Here is a 17,096-nt window from a genome sequence, read left to right as displayed (position 1 = left end):
ACTGAATTCTCCTCACTTACGCGTATTTGGTGTAAATCTCTTCTGGTGGGATTGGCTTGCTAAAGTAGTAGCCCTGCATCAAGAAACAATCTTGTTGCAGTAGGTAATCTGCTTGTTCCTTCGTTTCAACGCCTTCTGCAATGACTTCAAGGCGAAGGTTCTGAGCGAGTGTAATGATGGTGTTGGTGATCGCTGCATCGTCTTGCACCATCAAGTCGACGAAGGACTTATCGATTTTTAATTTAGAGATTGGAAGATTGCGCAGATAGCCAAGAGATGAGTAGCCGGTACCGAAATCATCGATAGCAATCTTAATGCCAGATGCATTCAACTTCTCCATCGTCTGTAGCGTCTGAACCGTATTCTTTACAATCAAATTCTCTGTCAATTCTAATTCCAAGTACTCTGGTGCGAGTCCAGTCTCCTCTAAAATACATTCAATCGTGTTAAACAGTTCTTGATGCTCAAATTGATGGACCGATAAGTTTACAGATAAACGAGGGAGTTTTAAGCCGCTATCGTACCATTGTTTCATCTGAGCACATGCTGTACGTAAGACCCATTCACCGATTGGCACAATGAGCCCAGTCTCTTCTGCGAGCGGAATGAACCGATCAGGTGGAATAAAACCATGTTCTGGATGATTCCAGCGCAACAAGGCTTCCACACCGACAATCTGGCCCGTCTTATAGTCGATTTGCGGCTGATAATGTAGGTACAGTTCATCTTTTTCAATGGCACGGTACAAATCGTTTTCTATGCGAATCGTTTCATACGAGCGGATGTCCATCTCTTCACTGAAGAAGTGGAAGCTCGTCCCTGGACGCTCTTTAGATTTGTACATCGCCGTATCCGCATTTTTGATTAACACTTCAGCTGATTCCCCATTTTCAGGGAACAGACTGATTCCGATACTCGTTTTGATGTACATCTCATGCTGCTGAAACTGGAAAGGCTTCTCGAATACAGCATCGATACACTTGATGACCTTCAAAATATCGCTTTCCTCTTTGACGAGTGGCAGGAAAATCATGAATTCATCGCCACCTTGTCTAGAAACCGTAGCTCCTTCAGGTACACAAGTCATTAAACGACTTGCCACTTCTTGCAACAGGATGTCTCCGTAACTATGACCGAGAGAGTCATTGACGACTTTGAAGCGGTCCAAATCTAAAAACAGAATGGCAGCTTTTTCATCATTCTTCTTGGCATATTTCAAGCCTTGTGTGATGCGGTCCATTAATAACACACGGTTTGGCAAATCAGTAAGGCTATCAAAATACGCATAGTATTTGATTTTCTCTTCAAGCTGCTTCCGCTGAGAGATATCTTTAAACGTAATAACTTCGCCCACGATTTCGCTATTTTCTTTGATATGCGCTGTCACATACTCAACAGGGAACGTGGAGTGGTCTTTACGGTAGAACACCTTGTATTCTTCAAAATAAGAGTCGGTTTCGTCCGACGCAATCTCTTTGCGTTCCATAGATTGGCCGTTCATGATGACATGCACGGATTTTCCGATTAGTTCACTCTCCGATTCGTATCCGAGCATAGTGGCTCCTGCCGGATTGCAGAAAGTGATGTTACGGTGTAGGTCTAAACCAAAGATTCCTTCACCAGCAGAGTTCAAAATCAATTCTTTCTCACGGCTCAGGTGTTGCAATTCCGAGACCACATGTTGAAGCTCTTTATTTTTCTCCAGGACTTCCGAGGTTCGCTCTTCAATAATGATGTCCTGCTTTTCCATATATAAAAGGTGTGACAGGGCAGAAGCCATCGTGTCAATAATGGACTGTGTCAGCTGCAACTGACTCTCCGTATAAAGAGGTGCTTTCTCCTCGAGAGTCACTACAGAAATCTGACCGAGCACTTCTCCCATAGTGATGATAGGGAACATGACCAAGCCATAAATTCCAAAGTTTCGACAGAGATTATGATCTGGACGGGAATCTGTAAAAACATCGGGAACGTATATATAGTTCTTCGTTTCCAACACTTCCATCACAAGAGCATCTGTATTTTCATCAAAATTCATTTCTTTATGGGGCTCTAACCATTCTTCTTCTGTCCAGTCACTGTCTTTGCTCAGCTTGGCAGGACGAATCCGTTTCTGTGCAATAGGATCCATTAGATGCACACCGATATTTGGGTTGTCGAGAACACGTTGGATATAGAAGAAACAGCTATCAAAACACTCCTGTAGCGTCGTATACATCGACAAATCGCGCGATACATCCAGGAGCAATTGCTTCTCATTCAACAATTTCTCTTTTTTGGTTAGATTGGTGGCGTTTTGAATCGCTACGGCAGCCATATTGACGTAGGCTTCCACTGCTTGAATCTCGTCGTCTGTCAGATTCATCGGAATCCCATAATCAAACAAGAATACGAGGCCAAACAGTTCCTGCTCGTAGGAAATAGGCAACGCTAAGAGAGACTTGATTTTGAATGCTTCTACTGCACGAGGATCCGGACGGTTGTCTTTCGAGGTGTCAGGGATATAAATAGTTTTCTTAGTTTCAATGACTTCTTTTGCTAATAAATCATAATCGGTATCAATGACATGCATATCCAGTGTACGCCCATTGATAATTTCCGGCTTCCCGACATATCCTCTGAACGTGCCGTCTGGTTGTGGTAGATAGATGCCGACAGAATCGCAGCGCATGATTTCTTCTGAAATGGCCAGTGTGACTTGCTCCATGACTTCGCGTAAATCGAGCTTCATGTTGATCATTTTCGTGATGTTGGCAAGGCGAGAATACCTCGAGTGATCTTGGGACATGTTACAAACCTCCTAACAATTAGATATAGGTCTAAGATTTCAAAAATTTGCTCTTTAGTCACTGACAACTAATCATATATATTCATATTAACAGGTAAACGCCATTTTATTGCAATAATATTCGAAAAAAATATGGTCTGTTAGATACAGTTCTCGAAACTATGGCAACAGGGTCTAATTAACTATCTTTAGTCCTAGATAAATAAAAAAACTTCGAATCCAAAGTGAATTCGAAGTAAGTGGATGTTTTAGCATGTTGCATCGTCGGTTAATCCAAGCTTTATGGACAAATCGGTGAGCATGCGCTGATAAGCAAAGTATTCATTTTCGTTGAGACCAAGGACCTCAGCAAGTTGTTCAGGAATCGACTCAGCTTGCTTTTGGAGTGCTCGGCCTTCATCTGTGAGCTGAACGACAAGCTGCCGTTCGTCTCCAGGATTGCGTGTCTTTTCAAGGTAGCCTTGCGAAATAAGTTTATTGACGAGTGGGGTAAGGGTACCTGAATCAAGATGGAGTCGTTTGCCGATGGTCTTCAAAGACACCTGATCTGTCTCCCAAAGGACGAGCATGACCAAGTACTGCGGGTAAGTCAGATGAAGAGGCTCTAATAGAGGTCGGTATCGTTTCGTGATTTCTTTTGACACAGCATAAAACGGAAAGCACAGTTGGTTGGATAGATGTAAAGCTTCCATAGAGAAGTCCTCCTTGTGCATATTCATTGCAAGATTATTTTTATTGTGTAAAATTAAATTGTATACAACTTAATTATATCAGAAAATTCGAGGAGGAACTACTTATGCAAAAACTATTTACTTCAACTGCAACAGCGGTCGGTGGCCGTCAAGGACGCGTCACTTCTGAAACAGGAACTTATGACTTGAACCTAGGCATGCCAATGCCAGGCGTGGATATGACAGGGAAGACGACACCGGAAGAATTGTTCGCGGGTGCGTACTCTGCTTGTTTCGATTCCGCTCTAAATATTGTAGCGATGCAAAAGAAAGCGCAAATCGCCGGTTCTGAGATCACTTCTCACGTATCACTCAATAAAGGTGATGCAGGCTACGCAATCTCTGTAGAGATGATCGTGACAATCCAAGGTGTTGATCAGGAAACTGCTGAGATGCTAGTTCACGAAGCACACCAGATCTGCCCGTTCTCGAATGCAATCCGCAATAATGTGAATGTGGACTTTACAGTTAAAACTGCATAATGTGGTCAAGGAGCCTCCGGAGATCTGTTCTCTGGGGGTTTTTGCGGGTTGAGCGGTCATTCTTCTGCAAGAGGAGGTGTTTGTTCTGCAAGAGGCTACTCGTTGTTCTCCATGCGAAGGGGTTTATTCTACATAGGAGCATGATTTCTTCTACATGCCAGATTAAAAAGCAAAGAAACTTGTAATTTTAATTCGAGTTCCGCAAAATAGAGAAAAAGTTGAGCTTAGCGGAGGGAACACTATGTGTAATAAGGTCATACCAGCCATTCGGAATATGAAAGATTTTGAGTTGGCGTTAAAGTCAGACCATCAGCAGATCATTCTTTTAGAATCGAGGTTGTCTCAAGTAGAGAACGTCGTCAAATACGCAAAAAAGCACGGCAAGGAAGTATTTATGCATGCGGATTTGATTCAAGGATTAAAGGTCGATGAGTATGGACTTGAATACTTAATCAATAATGTGAAAGTCAACGGCATCATTTCTACTCGTTCTAGTGTAATCAGCTTTGTGAAAAAGCGTAATATTATTGGGATTCAACGATTGTTTGCGCTTGATAGTGTGGCGCTAGACCACAACTTGCGTGCGTGCCAAAAGATTCAACCGGATTATATTGAAGTCCTGCCCGGAGTCATTCCGGAAGTTCTGCAAGAAGTAAAAGAAAAGACAGGGATCAAGGTGATTGCAGGGGGACTCATCAAGAGCCAGGAAGATGTAAATCGTGCTCTGTCGCACGGTGCCTCTGTTGTTACTACCTCTAACACAAATTTGTGGTAAGTATCGTAAAAAATTTCAAACACTTGTTGACACCGCTTTCACGTGACTATATACTTGGTCGTAAGTTAATCAAATGTGATGAGATCTCGAGACACATGAAGTACTTTGGAACTAACCAAAGTGATTTCGTGTGTCTTTTTTATGGTCTTACAGGGAAAGGAGTGACCACATTTTTTGCTTGAAACTACTTACAAAGGGGATTGGACATGAAGAACAACAAGAAATCATTCATTTTACTAGCTGTTGCACTTGTTCTTATTTTAGTGGGAAGTTTAGTGGCTTCATCCTTTAACAGTGCAGGGGGAGACGTCGATGTCTCTCGAATTTATTTTGAAACGGAGCGCGGTGAACTGTCCGGTCTTCTCTACAAGCCTGATGGCGCAGATGAAGAAGCAAGACCGACACTTATTGCGACACACGGTTATTTAAACTCTGGAGAAATGCAAGACGCTCAAGTGATTGAGATGGCCAAACGAGGCTATGTCGTACTAGCCTTAGACCAATACGATCATGGACATTCAACAAACACACAAGAGAAGCCGATTCCATTCTTCTCTTTCTGGCCACAAGCCATTTATGATGCCGTCCAGTATATGTATGAACAAGAGTATGTATTGAAAGATGCAGACGGTAACGGAATCATCGCTGTCTCGGGTCACTCGATGGGTGGGTTCTCGACGACACATGCTGTGATGTTAGATGAAATAGACTTCCAGTCTTCAGGTGTTCGTAAGATTCACAGTTCCCTGACGATGGGCTCGGACTATCAATGGGTCAAAGCGCTTGGATATACAGATGAGCAAATCAACGATTCATACGGCCCTCGTCCTTCTGGGAAGATTGCAGGAAACTATGACGAGTTCTTCTTCAATGCAGAAGCGGCTGCTGCTGGGAAACCAGTTGTGAAGAAAGACTACGTATCCACACCGGAAGGTCTTGGATTTTTAGGTGGTCTTGAAACGGCAAATGCGAATGAAGTGTATGACGTCAATGGCGGCATGCGTGTTATTTACCAGCCGAATGAGACACACCCTTGGAATCATTTCTCTCAAACTTCTACTGCGTTTGCGATTGATTTTTATGACATGGCGTTTGAAGAGTATGGAGACGTTGTGACGATTGGCGAAGATGGTCAGAGCTGGATGTGGAAAGAATGGTTCTCGTTCGTGGCATTGATCGGCTTCTTCTTGCTGTTCATCCCGGTCATCCGCCTTCTTACACAGCTGCCGTTCTTCAAATGGGCTGTGACAGATAAAGCGAATACATTACCAGCTCCACAGACGTCAGGCGAAAAGCTCACAGGACTTGTATTACTTGCTGTTGGGATTTTATATCCGGCACTGTTCTTCGCTGCTCTTTACAGCGGAGATGAATCCGGTATGCGTTTACTTCGCCAAATCAGCTTAATCACTATTGCACTATCTGCCATCATCTTAATTGCAGGATTCGTAAAAGGTGCTGCGAAAAACGTGAAGGTTGGAGCAGGACTTGTCTTGCTAGTGAGTATCGTGCAGTACTTCTACTTGCGTGAACAGGCTCGTTTCTTTGAGACAACAGAATTCTTTGGGGCTCCAACAGTAAATCCGATTGCTTACTGGGCTATCAATGTAGCTATCGTGACTCTTCTCATCTTGATTGGCTATCACTTCGTGTCTCGTCAAGAACGTGGTACACGCTTTGCTGACTACGGTTTTAAAGCAGGCATCAAGACAATCTTAGCGGCGCTAGCTTCAGCTGTTGTAGCAATCTTGATCGGTTACGGAATCTTGTATCTTGTAGATGCGATTTGGAAAGTGGATTTCCGTCTGTGGACGGTAGCGGTGAAGACATTTGAGGACCAGCACGTTTGGGCATTGTTCCGTTACGCGCCACTGTTCTTGATCTACTACTTCATCGTAGGTCTTTCGATTAACATCAACACATCTTCTGAGCGCTTCAACGGTTGGAAGGGATACGCAGTCTCGATCGTGCACTTTATCGGAGGCCTTTTACTGTACTTGGCCTACCATTACGGTTTATTATTTGCGACAGGAACGGCTGGCTATCCAGCAGAGTCGTTATCTTCTATCATCGTCATCGGACTGGTGCCGATGCTGACAGTTGCGGCAATCTTTAATCGCTATTTCTACCGCAGAACAGGAAATGTGTATGTCGGTACATTCTTAAATACCTTGCTTTTGACTATGATTACACTGGCAAATACGGCTCTTTACACTGTATTTTAATACCTGATAAAGAGTGAGAGGGGCCATCCCTTCTCACTTTTTATTTGCAACTTACTGGAGGTACTACTATGGAACGGTTTATGTTGGCACTCGACCAAGGGACCACGAGCTCTCGTGCTGTACTGGTTAACAAACAGGGACAGATTGTGGAAGTGGCGCAACAAGAATTTGAGCAACACTTTCCGAAACCAGGCTGGGTGGAACATGATGCTGTTGAGATTTGGAATTCGGTGCAATCTTGTATTGCAGAAGTGATTCGGAAAGCTGGCATCCAGCCTCGGCAAATCGAAGGAATTGGCATCACCAATCAGCGCGAGACGACGGTGGTCTGGAACAAGAAGACAGGGCAGCCCATTCATAAAGCGATTGTCTGGCAATCCCGTCAGTCGGAGGACATCTGCCGGAAGCTTCGAGAACAGGGTCATGAAGATCTGATTCGAGAGAAGACCGGGTTGTTAATCGATCCTTACTTCTCAGCTACGAAGATTCAGTGGATTTTAGAGGAAGTACCCGGTGCTCGGGAGCTAGCAAATGAGGGAGATCTGCTATTCGGCACGATGGACACATGGCTCGTCTACAAGCTATCCGGAGGAAAAGTCCATGTAACCGATTATTCCAATGCCTCTCGGACGTTGCTGTTTGATATCACGAACCTGGAATGGGACGATGAGCTCCTTGAGCTGTTTACGATTCCCAAACAAATGCTGCCAGATGTTCGTTCGTCCTCTGAAATCTACGCCTATACACAGGATTATCACTTCTTTGGACTAGAGGTGCCGATTGCCGGAATGGCAGGAGATCAGCAGGCGGCCCTATTCGGTCAAGCGTGCTTTGAAGAAGGAATGGCGAAGAGTACGTTCGGTACGGGCAGCTTTATGTTGATGAACACGGGACAAGACCGCGTTCGTTCTACGCATGGCTTGCTGACGACGATTGCTTGGGGAATGGACGGTAAGGTCGACTATGCCTTAGAAGGCAGCGTTTTTGTAGCTGGCTCTGCGATTCAGTGGCTGCGTGACGGTCTTCGCATGATCGATCACGCGATGGACAGCGAGAACTATGCCAAGCGAGTGGACTCGACTGAGGGTATGTACATGGTGCCGGCGTTTGTTGGGCTTGGTACGCCCTATTGGGACAGTGAAGCCCGTGGTGCTATCTTTGGTTTGACACGCGGCACGACAAAGGAACACTTTATACGCGCGACGCTAGAGTCTCTGGCCTATCAGACACGAGACGTCCTAGAAGCGATGATGACGGATTCGACACTTGCCATTTCCTCCTTGCGAGTCGATGGTGGAGCCGTCAAAAATGACTTCTTACTTCAGTTCCAAAGCGACATTTTAGGAGTTCCCGTTGAGCGACCGTCAGGAAATGAGACAACTGCGCTTGGAGCAGCATTCTTAGCCGGTCTTGCGATTGGATTCTGGACAGACAAGCAAGAAATCGCAGAGCGTCGTCAAATAGACCGGACCTTCGAGGAGCAACTACCGGAAGCGAAGAGAGAGCAGCTGTATTCTGGTTGGAAGCAGGCTGTGGCAGCGACACGATCCTATAAAAATCCAAACTGAGGAAAGTCGCCTCAATAGAAGCGCAAGGCTCAACATGGTATACTAATACTAAAGACAAGTTAATCTATCGGACCGAGAACGGAGAGACCGCATCCCTTTTATCTACAGGATAAAAGGCGATTTGTGGTCTCTTTTTTTCGTTCCCTACAAGGGAGAGAACATAATGACATTTTCAAATCTACAACGACAAGAGGTCAAACAAAGATTAGAGTCGGAGACTTGGGATCTACTCGTGATAGGAGGTGGCATTACTGGTGCCGGTATTGCACTGGATGCGGTGAGTCGAGGGTTGCGTGTGGCTTTAGTCGAGATGCAAGACTTTGCTGCAGGGACGTCAAGCCGATCGACGAAGCTCGTCCACGGGGGCTTACGCTATCTCAAACAATTTGAAATCAAAATTGTCGCGGAGGTAGGGAAAGAACGTGAAATCGTGTATGAGAACGGACCACATGTGACCACTCCCGAGTGGATGATGCTGCCATTCTATAAAGGCGGTACGTTTGGTCCTCTCAGCACAAATGTAGGGCTTCGCGTTTATGACTTCTTGGCAGGAGTGAAAAAAGCAGAACGCCGTAAAATGCTCTCAGGTGAAGAAGCCCTTACGAGAGAGCCTCTTTTGAAAAAAGAAGGGTTAAAGGGCGCAGGGTACTACGTAGAATACAAGACGGACGATGCACGCTTGACGATGGAAGTGATGAAAAAAGCTGTAGAACTAGGAGCACTAGCGATTAACTATGTCAAAGTGAACTCGTTTATTTATGAACAAGGAAAGATTGTGGGAGTGCATCTACAAGATCAACTGAATCGGACAGCTTTTGAGGCACGTGCTACGACAGTCGTCAATGCAGCAGGGCCATGGGTTGATACACTTCGAGAAGCAGACGGGTCTCGGACTGGGAAGTCGCTCCTACTGACAAAAGGGATTCATCTAGTGTTTGATCAGCAACAGTTTCCACTTCGCCAGGCCATCTATTTTGATGGGGAAGACGGCCGTATGATTTTTGCTATCCCTCGTGAAGGGAAGACGTATGTTGGAACGACGGATACGGTCTACAAAGAAGACCCGACGCACCCAACGCTGACAAAAGAGGATGTTGACTATGTGCTCGCGGCCATCCGTTATCAGTTCCCCGATCTGAAATTGACGGAAAACGATGTGGAATCTACCTGGTCAGGGGTACGGCCGCTTATTCATGAAGACGGCAAGTCGCCATCTGAGATCTCGCGTAAGGACGAGGTGTTTGAATCCGAGAGCGGGCTTCTTTCTATAGCAGGAGGAAAACTGACGGGATACCGCAAGATGGCAGAGCAGATCGTCGATCGAGTCCTACAAGTACAGGGGCGGCCTGCAACGAAAACCAAGACGCAACATTTGCCGCTTTCAGGAGGAGACGTCGGCGGTTCAGCGGGCTTCCGGGCCTTCAAACAACAGCAACTGAAACGGGCAGCGGAACTACGCATCGCACCAAACGAAGCGGAACTCTTGATCCAGCGTTACGGCTCGAATGTAGAGAAGTTGTTTACTTTATATACGGAAGCGCCAGCAGCAGAGCTGGATCCACTGACGTATGCCATGCTGGAGTACGGAATAATGGAAGAACTCGTCTACACACCTGCTGACTTCTTTGTGCGCAGAACCGGTGCTCTGTTCTTCCATATCGACTGGGTCAGAGAGAAGAAACTAGCTGTGCAGAACTACTTAGCTGACCGTTTCAACTGGTCTGAAGAGGAGTCTAAGCGGCATCAACATGAGTTAGAAACGCTCCTGATAGATGCGGTTGAACCAATCGAATAGAACGCAAAAACCTCGCTTTCCGTTAAAAAAGGGAAGCGAGGTTTACATGTTTACAAGGCGTTTCCGGAACCGCCATCAATGTTGACGGACGTACCCGTAACGTAAGAAGCTGCGTCAGATACAAGGAACGTAATGACGTTGGAAGCCTCGTGTGTATCTCCTATGCGACCGAGTGGAATCGTCTTGCCTGTCTCGTGCGAGAACTCATCCCACGTCAAGTCCGGACGCTGTTTTTGCCACATCTTTTCGATCTGGTCACTGCGGATCAATCCGATACAGACAGCGTTGACTCGAATGTTGTGCTTACCGAGGTCTTTACTCATAGCTTGAGTCAGGGCAAGACCTGCTGAACGGCTGACAGATGACGGCAAACTACTTGCAGGAGGAGTCTTGGCGACTACCGCTGTCAAGTTGACGATAGCGCCACCGCCTTGTTGTTTCATATGTGGAATCGCATAACGTGAACAGTGGATCGTGCCTCCGAGCTTCAAATCGAGGTCATTCTGCCATGCTTCGCCGTCTACATCTTCGAACGAACGGGCTGCTGCAGTTCCTGCGTTGTTGACGAGAATATGTAGACTGCCAAAATGAGCAACAGTTTCTTCAACGGCACGTTGACACTCGCTTTCTTGCGATACGTCTGCTGAGATAGTGAGTGCTTCTTGACCTGTCGCTTCAAGAATTTTTTGCTTGGCTTGTTGTAGGGCTTCTTCATTGCGGGCGACGATAGCTACAGAAGTACCTTCGTGAGATAGGTCTAGGGCAGTCTGAAAACCGATTCCTTTACTGCCACCTGTAATCAGCGCTACTTTTTGAGAAAGTCCAAGTTCCATGATCATCCTCCTAAAATTGTGTGATTACTCTGATAGTATCATACATGACAAAAGCGCACCTCTATGATAAACTTAGAGAGATGCGCTTGAATAATAAATGTATAAAGATTTCCTTACATTAATCATACTATATACATTTTGCAAGTGTCAAGCATTTTCACTCGAGAAAAGGGGCGATTGGATGGAGCAGCAGCTGAAGCAAGAATCCCAGTGGTTACAACAGGTGCAAGAGGCCATTGCGAAGGAGCGATTTCTGCTAGACGGAGATGCGTCTCGATTAAAAGAAGAAGTGATTCGGATTCGCCGTGAATTTTGGGATGAAGTGCGAGTCAACACAGATTCCTTTGACGATTACCTCGAGACGATTATCGGGCTTCGTCAAGAAGCGCAAGAGTTGGCAGTCCGCCAGACCTTGCACGGACAGGCCTCCAAACGTCTTGAAGTGTTGAACCGGATGCAAGACAAACCTTATTTTGGTCGAATTGACTTCAAAGAGGACGGGGAAAAGCAGGCAGAAGTTGTCTATATCGGTATCTCGACGTTACGAGACGAATCCAAGGACGGATTTTACGTCTACGACTGGCGAGCACCGATCTCAAGTGTTTACTATGATTACCAACCGGGATCGGCCATGTACCAGACGCCAGGTGGCACCGTAACCGGAAAACTCGAAAAGAAATGGCAATATGTGATTAAGAACGGGCAGCTCGAGGCGATGTTCGATACGGGACTCACGATTGGTGACGAAATCCTGCAGCAAGTGCTCGCACATGGCACCAACGATCAGATGGGATCTATAGTAGCGACCATCCAGCAGGAACAGAATCAGGTCGTGCGCCATGACGGCAGTCGGGTGCTGATCGTTCACGGGGCAGCAGGAAGCGGCAAGACGTCTGTGGCCATGCAGCGTATTGCGTACCTTCTGTATCACTACCGCAACACGCTCACGAGCGATCAGATCCTGCTGTTCTCACCGAATCAGCTTTTTGCGCATTACGTGGCCAACGTGTTGCCGGAACTCGGGGAAGAGAACATGCGTCAGACGACGTTCCAGCAGTATCTGAATGAACATTTACAGCCAGAATTTACGGCAGAGACACCGTTTGACCAACTCGAGTTTAGTTATACACAACAAGCTGCACCAGACTTTACGTCTCGTCTTGAAGCTATCGAATGGAAAGCGTCTGCGGACTTTTTGCAGCGCATGACCGACTACATCGACCAATTAAAAGAGTCGGGGCTACAGTTCCGACCGATTCGCTTTCGAGGGGAGGTCTTGCTGAGTGCGGATGAGATTGCCGACAGGTTTTACAAGGAACCCTCGTCTCAATCGATACCGAACCGATTAGAGGCTCTTGCGGAAGACTTGATGAACGTGGTGAAGCAACGTCTAAAAGGCGAATGGAAAGAAGATTGGGTGCAGCACAAGATGGATTTAATGACCAACGAGCAGTATCACAAGGCGCATCAGATCCTTGCCAAGCGAGCGGGACTCTCGCGTGCGGCAGCAGCTGACTATGACATGACTCCGCAGCGACTCGCCAAGTTTGTCGTCCAGCAACAGCTCCAACCGGTCCTAAAACACATTCGAGAATTTGGGTTTGTAGATGTGGCAAGCACGTACCGTCAACTCTTTGCAGAGGAAGAGCAGCCACAGGGAAATCACTTGTTGTATGAAGACGCCACGCCTTATGTCTATTTGAAGCAACAGCTCTTAGGAGTGGAAGCGAACCGTTCAATTCGTCATGTGGTGATTGATGAAGCACAGGATTACTCACCGTTCCAGTTTGCTGTGATCCGGCAGCTCTACCCGAACTCACAGCTGACCATCCTCGGCGATTTTAACCAGGCGATCTTCGCACATGCGCGGCACAGTTCAGACTTTGGAGACATAGCAAGTCTCTATCCGAACGATGAGACTCGCGCGTATTATCTCGGACGCAGTTACCGCTCGACTAAAGAAATCGTGGAGTTCACAAAGCAATTGATTCCAAACGGAGACGCAATTGTTCCGTTCGAACGTCATGGGAACGAGCCGACACTGACAGAGGTGGCGGACCAACGAGTGCTTCACCAAGCCATCGAGCAGCAAGTATATGAGTTTCAACAAGCAGGACACGAGCACATCGCTATCATCTGTCTTTCTGCCAAGGAGAGTGAAGAAGCGTATGCGGCTTTAGGGAAGACATGTGGAGCGAAGTTGATCACGACCACATCGACTGTTGGCGAACAAGGTGTTGTCATCATCCCGTCGTACCTCGCAAAAGGCATGGAGTACGAAGCGGTCATCGTCTACAACGCGAGCGATTTTGTATATGGGGATGAGTCTCTTCGTAGAACATTCTATACCGTGTGCACGCGGGCGATGCATGAACTCAAACTGTTCAGTGTGGGGGAACGGACACGGTTGCTAGAAAACTAAGGAAGAGAGCATCGACCGATTTCGGTTCGATGCTCTTTTTATGGAGAGAAATTCGCTTAGGGCACAAACCAGCAAGCCAGGGGCACAAACCGCCCCGAAACCTATATACACAACCCCTTACTAAAAAAACCAAACCCCAATTTCTCGGATTTTGGTTACACGCACTACTAATTAATAAGCTGTCCAGCCGCTGTCCGCCGCAATGACTTGTCCGTTCACAAAGCTTGATTCATCGGAGCCGAGGAACACGGCAAGATGAGCAATCTCTTCAGGTTTGCCCATTCGAGGGTTGATAGCCATACCTAATTGCTGACGTCCCATTCCGTATTCGCTTAGACTCGTCATAGAAGAGCCGATGTTGGTTTCGACGCCACCAGGTGCAATGCCGTTACAGCGAATGTTTTTGTTCGCATACATGAAAGCTGTGTTTTTTGTCAGACCGACGACGGCATGCTTCGATGCCACGTAGGCAGCACCTGCACGGGCACCGTAGAGACCGCCGACAGAAATATTGTTGATGATCACGCCGTGTCCGCGTTCTAAGAAATGGTTCACTGCTAGACGGGAGGCGCGCATGACAGATGTCGTGTTGACCGCAAAAACACGGTCCCAGCGAGCATCATCGACTTCGCCGACAGGCTCCATGCCATCCATGATGCCCGCGTTGTTCACGAGGATATCGAGATGACCATAAGCCTTTACGGTTTCCTCAAACAGTTTGTCAAAATCAGCAGATTCCGCCACGTTCGTCTGGATGGCGAATGCGTGACCGCCGGCTTCTTTAATACCAGCTGCTACGGCTTCTGCTCCTTCTCCGTTTAAATCTGAAACTACCACTTTAGCGCCTTGCTTGGCATACGCTTCTGCAATCGCTTTTCCCATACCTGATGCGGCGCCTGTTACGATCGCTACTTTGTCTTGTAGTCGCATAATTGCGGCCTCCTTCAATGAAATGGCATTTCTTATTGAACACATGTTTAATAAAAAGTATACTAAGGCATAGAAATTGTCGCAATTATCAAAAAACAAGAAAGTGTTCACTACTAAACATTTTAATCTTGTTTGTTTAGAAAGGAGAAAAATAATGGCCAAAACAGACTTGCGTGTTATTAAGACGAAAGATGCGCTTCATAAGGCACTCGTGACATTATTGAAACAAAAGTCGCTCGAGAAGATTACGATTACGGAAATCTGCCAGTTGGCGAACGTCAACAGGGGAACGTTTTATCTTCATTACCAACAAATCGGCGACGTATTCGAAGAATACTTCCGGGAAATCACGGCCGACCTCGCAAAGTCTTACGAGGAACCGTATCGGCATGTCTCTGTGTTAAAGACATCTGAACTCGACCCATCAACCATCCGTATCTTTCATCACATCGAGAAGTACCAGCCGTTCTACTCTATCGTGTTCTCACAAAATGTCCCTCTACTCTACTACTATCTGCTGTTCGAAGAGATTCAGAAGCTGTTCCTTAATGACCATGCGACGTCTTGGAATCATCCGGAAGTCGACAGGGAGATGTACTGTGCCTATCAAGCGAATGCCATCATCGGCATGATCCTCCACTGGTACCGTCACGACTTCAATGAATCAGCACAGCATATGAACGAACAGCTCGTTAAAATCTTGAACTTGACACACCAGCCAAACTGATTCAGTTGTTCCCCGTGGAACTTGAGACCAGGTCACAAGCTGCCCGTGCTGACCTGAGTGCACCTTCCAAATGGCCACCAAACGCATTTGAAGATTCTGTTCCTGCGAAGGCAAGAGTAGTTGTCCACGAACCTGAGAGAGGTGGGAAGCCATAGGGAGGGAAGTCTCGTAGGGGCTCTAGATCCTCCGGTGTTGCCGTCACTGTCTCAGTCGACCAGTCTTTATAAAGTACTTGAACAGGCTCCGCTGCCTGTTCTCCGAATAGACGAGTGAGTTGTTCTAATGCTAAGCGCTTGACCTCGTCTTCTCCAAGTTGTTGGCGCAGCTGAGCCGGAAGTCCGAAGAAGCCGAACAACGCGCCGCTTCCAGAGTCCGGAGACGCATCATGGATTTCTTGCATCGGACCAACGCGACTGGAGACAAATCCGGAAAGTCCTTGCTCGCGCCAAAATGGTCTGTCATACACAGCAACGAGTTTTGCTTGTCCAGCCATCCACGTCGCTTTTGAGGCCAGATTGGCTTGAGTCTCGCTTGGTAGCTCCGGCTGAAACACGATATCTCGAAGAATGACACGAGGTGGGATTGCTAAGATCACATGCGAAGCCTGAATCTGTTCCATGCTACCTGAAGCAGTCGTCACATTTACAACGCAGCCTTCTTCCTGCTCGTGGATTGCTATAACGGACTTGCCGAGTTCGATGGGAGTGTTGGTGAGAGTAGCCGCTAGCGATGAGATCAGTCGTTCCACACCTTCAGCAATTCGGAGCGACCTGCTCTCAGGGCTTTCTGGCACCAGATGGCGACTCGCCGCGACATGCGGAGACTGCTCGAACAACATCGCGCCTTCTGTGTGTTGAGGAAACGTAGGGAGGCCAAGCTCTCTAGTGAGTGCTACCATTTCCGATTCGAAATGAGGCCAGAACCAGGTCGGTCCTAAATCAAATGCGCCGCTACCCGGTACATTCGTTGTCACGACGCGACCGCCTATACGATCACGTGCTTCTAGAATCCGGCACGGTATGCCTCGTTTTTCTAGTAACGTCGCCGCAAACAGACCACTCAAGCCCGCGCCGACAATGACTACTGTTGGTTTCATATCATCACCTCTCGTTTCATCTAATCACACAACCCGAAAGGATGCATCTGAATGCACTCAAACTCAATCATTTCATTCCTTATAGAAATACAAGACCGCTGGATGCCAAAGGAGGAGACGTCGCATGCGAACGATTGAGGAACTCGAAGCGACGAACGCCAACGCCTTGCGTCTCTATGAATCCGTTGGGTTCCGAGTGCATCATGCTCAGGAGTACTACACGTATACAACTAGTGAATAAGTTTTGGTGACAGAGGAGTGTTAAAGCTCAACTGTCTTTTTTTCTAGTTAAATGAAATGGGTTCCCTCTATTGGAATTCCCAACAATTTGGTATTCTGTAAAAAAGGGGGTTCATCACCATAACTCGTGGTTGCTATTTTGAGCTTCCTAGTTCAAGTTTTAACCTCGTGAAGAAGTTATTCAGATTACGATACCCGAAAGCTCTTCGTTTGATTAGCTTGATTTTATTGTTTGTACCTTCTATTTTTCCGTTAGAGAAAGGCGAGAGTATTGTGTTTTCCATCTCACGTTGACGCACTATAACAGCTTTCGCAATCTTGGCCAGCGGCCCACATGGATGAAACATGAAACGGTCGATCCACTCTTTCAGACGACGAGAAGCTTGTCCAGATGTAGTCGACTTCAATACAAATCGCATATGTTGTAATCCGTAATAGATGTCCTTGATGAACTCGTCTTCACGAAGGCATGCCCGTGCGACCT

The 17,096-nt window shown here is 46.8% G+C and carries 13 protein-coding genes; 7 read left to right on the top strand and 6 right to left on the bottom strand.

Annotation, left to right across the window (positions count from 1 at the left end; translation table 11 throughout):
* Positions 1-16: 16 nt before the first annotated feature.
* Both CF394_RS11595 and CF394_RS11590 read right to left on the bottom strand, forming a co-directional pair.
* A complete protein-coding gene (locus tag CF394_RS11595; protein ID WP_094943828.1) occupies positions 17-2,788 on the bottom strand; it encodes a bifunctional diguanylate cyclase/phosphodiesterase in 2,772 nt (923 codons plus the stop codon).
* 248 nt (positions 2,789-3,036) lie between these two features.
* Positions 3,037-3,480: a MarR family winged helix-turn-helix transcriptional regulator gene (locus CF394_RS11590; RefSeq protein WP_094943826.1), complete on the bottom strand. Its 444-nt coding sequence runs from the start codon at positions 3,478-3,480 to the stop codon at positions 3,037-3,039.
* Between the two features lie 104 nt (positions 3,481-3,584).
* On the opposite strand from CF394_RS11590, the gene CF394_RS11585 reads away from it, so the two are divergent.
* The 5 genes from CF394_RS11585 (at position 3,585) to CF394_RS11565 (ending at position 10,364) form a co-directional block, all read left to right on the top strand.
* The gene (locus tag CF394_RS11585) at positions 3,585-4,001 is read left to right on the top strand and encodes an Ohr family peroxiredoxin (RefSeq protein WP_094943824.1); all 417 of its coding nucleotides are present in this window, start codon (positions 3,585-3,587) and stop codon (positions 3,999-4,001) included.
* Between the two features lie 241 nt (positions 4,002-4,242).
* A complete protein-coding gene (locus CF394_RS11580; RefSeq protein WP_094943823.1) occupies positions 4,243-4,776 on the top strand; it encodes a glycerol-3-phosphate responsive antiterminator in 534 nt (177 codons plus the stop codon).
* Positions 4,777-4,982: 206 nt separating this feature from the next.
* A complete protein-coding gene (locus CF394_RS11575) occupies positions 4,983-7,001 on the top strand; it encodes an alpha/beta fold hydrolase (RefSeq protein ID WP_094943821.1) in 2,019 nt (672 codons plus the stop codon).
* Positions 7,002-7,069: 68 nt separating this feature from the next.
* The gene (glpK, locus tag CF394_RS11570) at positions 7,070-8,569 is read left to right on the top strand and encodes a glycerol kinase GlpK (protein WP_094943820.1); all 1,500 of its coding nucleotides are present in this window, start codon (positions 7,070-7,072) and stop codon (positions 8,567-8,569) included.
* Between the two features lie 163 nt (positions 8,570-8,732).
* Positions 8,733-10,364: a glycerol-3-phosphate dehydrogenase/oxidase gene (locus tag CF394_RS11565; protein WP_094943818.1), complete on the top strand. Its 1,632-nt coding sequence runs from the start codon at positions 8,733-8,735 to the stop codon at positions 10,362-10,364.
* A 50-nt stretch (positions 10,365-10,414) separates the two neighbouring features.
* Here CF394_RS11565 and CF394_RS11560 read toward each other — a convergent pair whose 3' ends face one another.
* On the bottom strand, positions 10,415-11,197 hold the full coding sequence (locus CF394_RS11560; RefSeq protein WP_094943817.1) for an SDR family NAD(P)-dependent oxidoreductase: 783 nt from the start codon (positions 11,195-11,197) through the stop codon (positions 10,415-10,417).
* Between the two features lie 181 nt (positions 11,198-11,378).
* Here CF394_RS11560 and helD point away from each other — a divergent pair, with 181 nt between their 5' ends.
* Positions 11,379-13,619 (top strand): RNA polymerase recycling motor HelD, encoded by a 2,241-nt coding sequence (helD, locus tag CF394_RS11555; protein ID WP_094943815.1) that lies wholly within the window; start codon positions 11,379-11,381, stop codon positions 13,617-13,619.
* A gap of 171 nt (positions 13,620-13,790) precedes the next feature.
* Here helD and CF394_RS11550 read toward each other — a convergent pair whose 3' ends face one another.
* Entirely contained in the window at positions 13,791-14,549 is a 759-nt protein-coding gene (locus tag CF394_RS11550) for an SDR family oxidoreductase (protein ID WP_094943814.1), read from the bottom strand.
* Between the two features lie 154 nt (positions 14,550-14,703).
* Between CF394_RS11550 and CF394_RS11545 the strand changes: the two genes are divergently transcribed.
* Positions 14,704-15,276, top strand: coding sequence for a TetR/AcrR family transcriptional regulator (locus CF394_RS11545; RefSeq protein WP_094943812.1), 573 nt, complete (start codon positions 14,704-14,706; stop codon positions 15,274-15,276).
* A 1-nt stretch (position 15,277) separates the two neighbouring features.
* On the opposite strand, the gene CF394_RS11540 is transcribed toward CF394_RS11545, so the two are convergent.
* Together CF394_RS11540 and CF394_RS11535 are read right to left on the bottom strand one after the other, a co-directional pair.
* Entirely contained in the window at positions 15,278-16,372 is a 1,095-nt protein-coding gene (locus CF394_RS11540; protein WP_094943811.1) for a flavin monoamine oxidase family protein, read from the bottom strand.
* Between the two features lie 374 nt (positions 16,373-16,746).
* The coding region (locus CF394_RS11535) for a transposase (protein WP_165767443.1) at positions 16,747-17,096 on the bottom strand (350 nt) is incomplete at its 5' end.

The sequence above is a fragment of the Tetzosporium hominis genome (genome assembly GCF_002265435.1).
Lineage (GTDB): Bacteria > Bacillota > Bacilli > Bacillales_A > Planococcaceae > Chryseomicrobium > Chryseomicrobium hominis.
The sequence above is the reverse complement of the archived record's forward strand: the minus strand, read 5'-3'. Positions and strand labels throughout refer to the sequence as shown.

Coding starts and splice junctions, on each gene's coding strand:
- CF394_RS11595 (WP_094943828.1), bottom strand. CDS start 2,788: ATGTCCCAAGATCACTCGAGGTATTCTCGCCTTGCCAACATCACGAAA.
- CF394_RS11590 (WP_094943826.1), bottom strand. CDS start 3,480: ATGGAAGCTTTACATCTATCCAACCAACTGTGCTTTCCGTTTTATGCT.
- CF394_RS11585 (WP_094943824.1), top strand. CDS start 3,585: ATGCAAAAACTATTTACTTCAACTGCAACAGCGGTCGGTGGCCGTCAA.
- CF394_RS11580 (WP_094943823.1), top strand. CDS start 4,243: ATGTGTAATAAGGTCATACCAGCCATTCGGAATATGAAAGATTTTGAG.
- CF394_RS11575 (WP_094943821.1), top strand. CDS start 4,983: ATGAAGAACAACAAGAAATCATTCATTTTACTAGCTGTTGCACTTGTT.
- glpK (WP_094943820.1), top strand. CDS start 7,070: ATGGAACGGTTTATGTTGGCACTCGACCAAGGGACCACGAGCTCTCGT.
- CF394_RS11565 (WP_094943818.1), top strand. CDS start 8,733: ATGACATTTTCAAATCTACAACGACAAGAGGTCAAACAAAGATTAGAG.
- CF394_RS11560 (WP_094943817.1), bottom strand. CDS start 11,197: ATGGAACTTGGACTTTCTCAAAAAGTAGCGCTGATTACAGGTGGCAGT.
- helD (WP_094943815.1), top strand. CDS start 11,379: ATGGAGCAGCAGCTGAAGCAAGAATCCCAGTGGTTACAACAGGTGCAA.
- CF394_RS11550 (WP_094943814.1), bottom strand. CDS start 14,549: ATGCGACTACAAGACAAAGTAGCGATCGTAACAGGCGCCGCATCAGGT.
- CF394_RS11545 (WP_094943812.1), top strand. CDS start 14,704: ATGGCCAAAACAGACTTGCGTGTTATTAAGACGAAAGATGCGCTTCAT.
- CF394_RS11540 (WP_094943811.1), bottom strand. CDS start 16,372: ATGAAACCAACAGTAGTCATTGTCGGCGCGGGCTTGAGTGGTCTGTTT.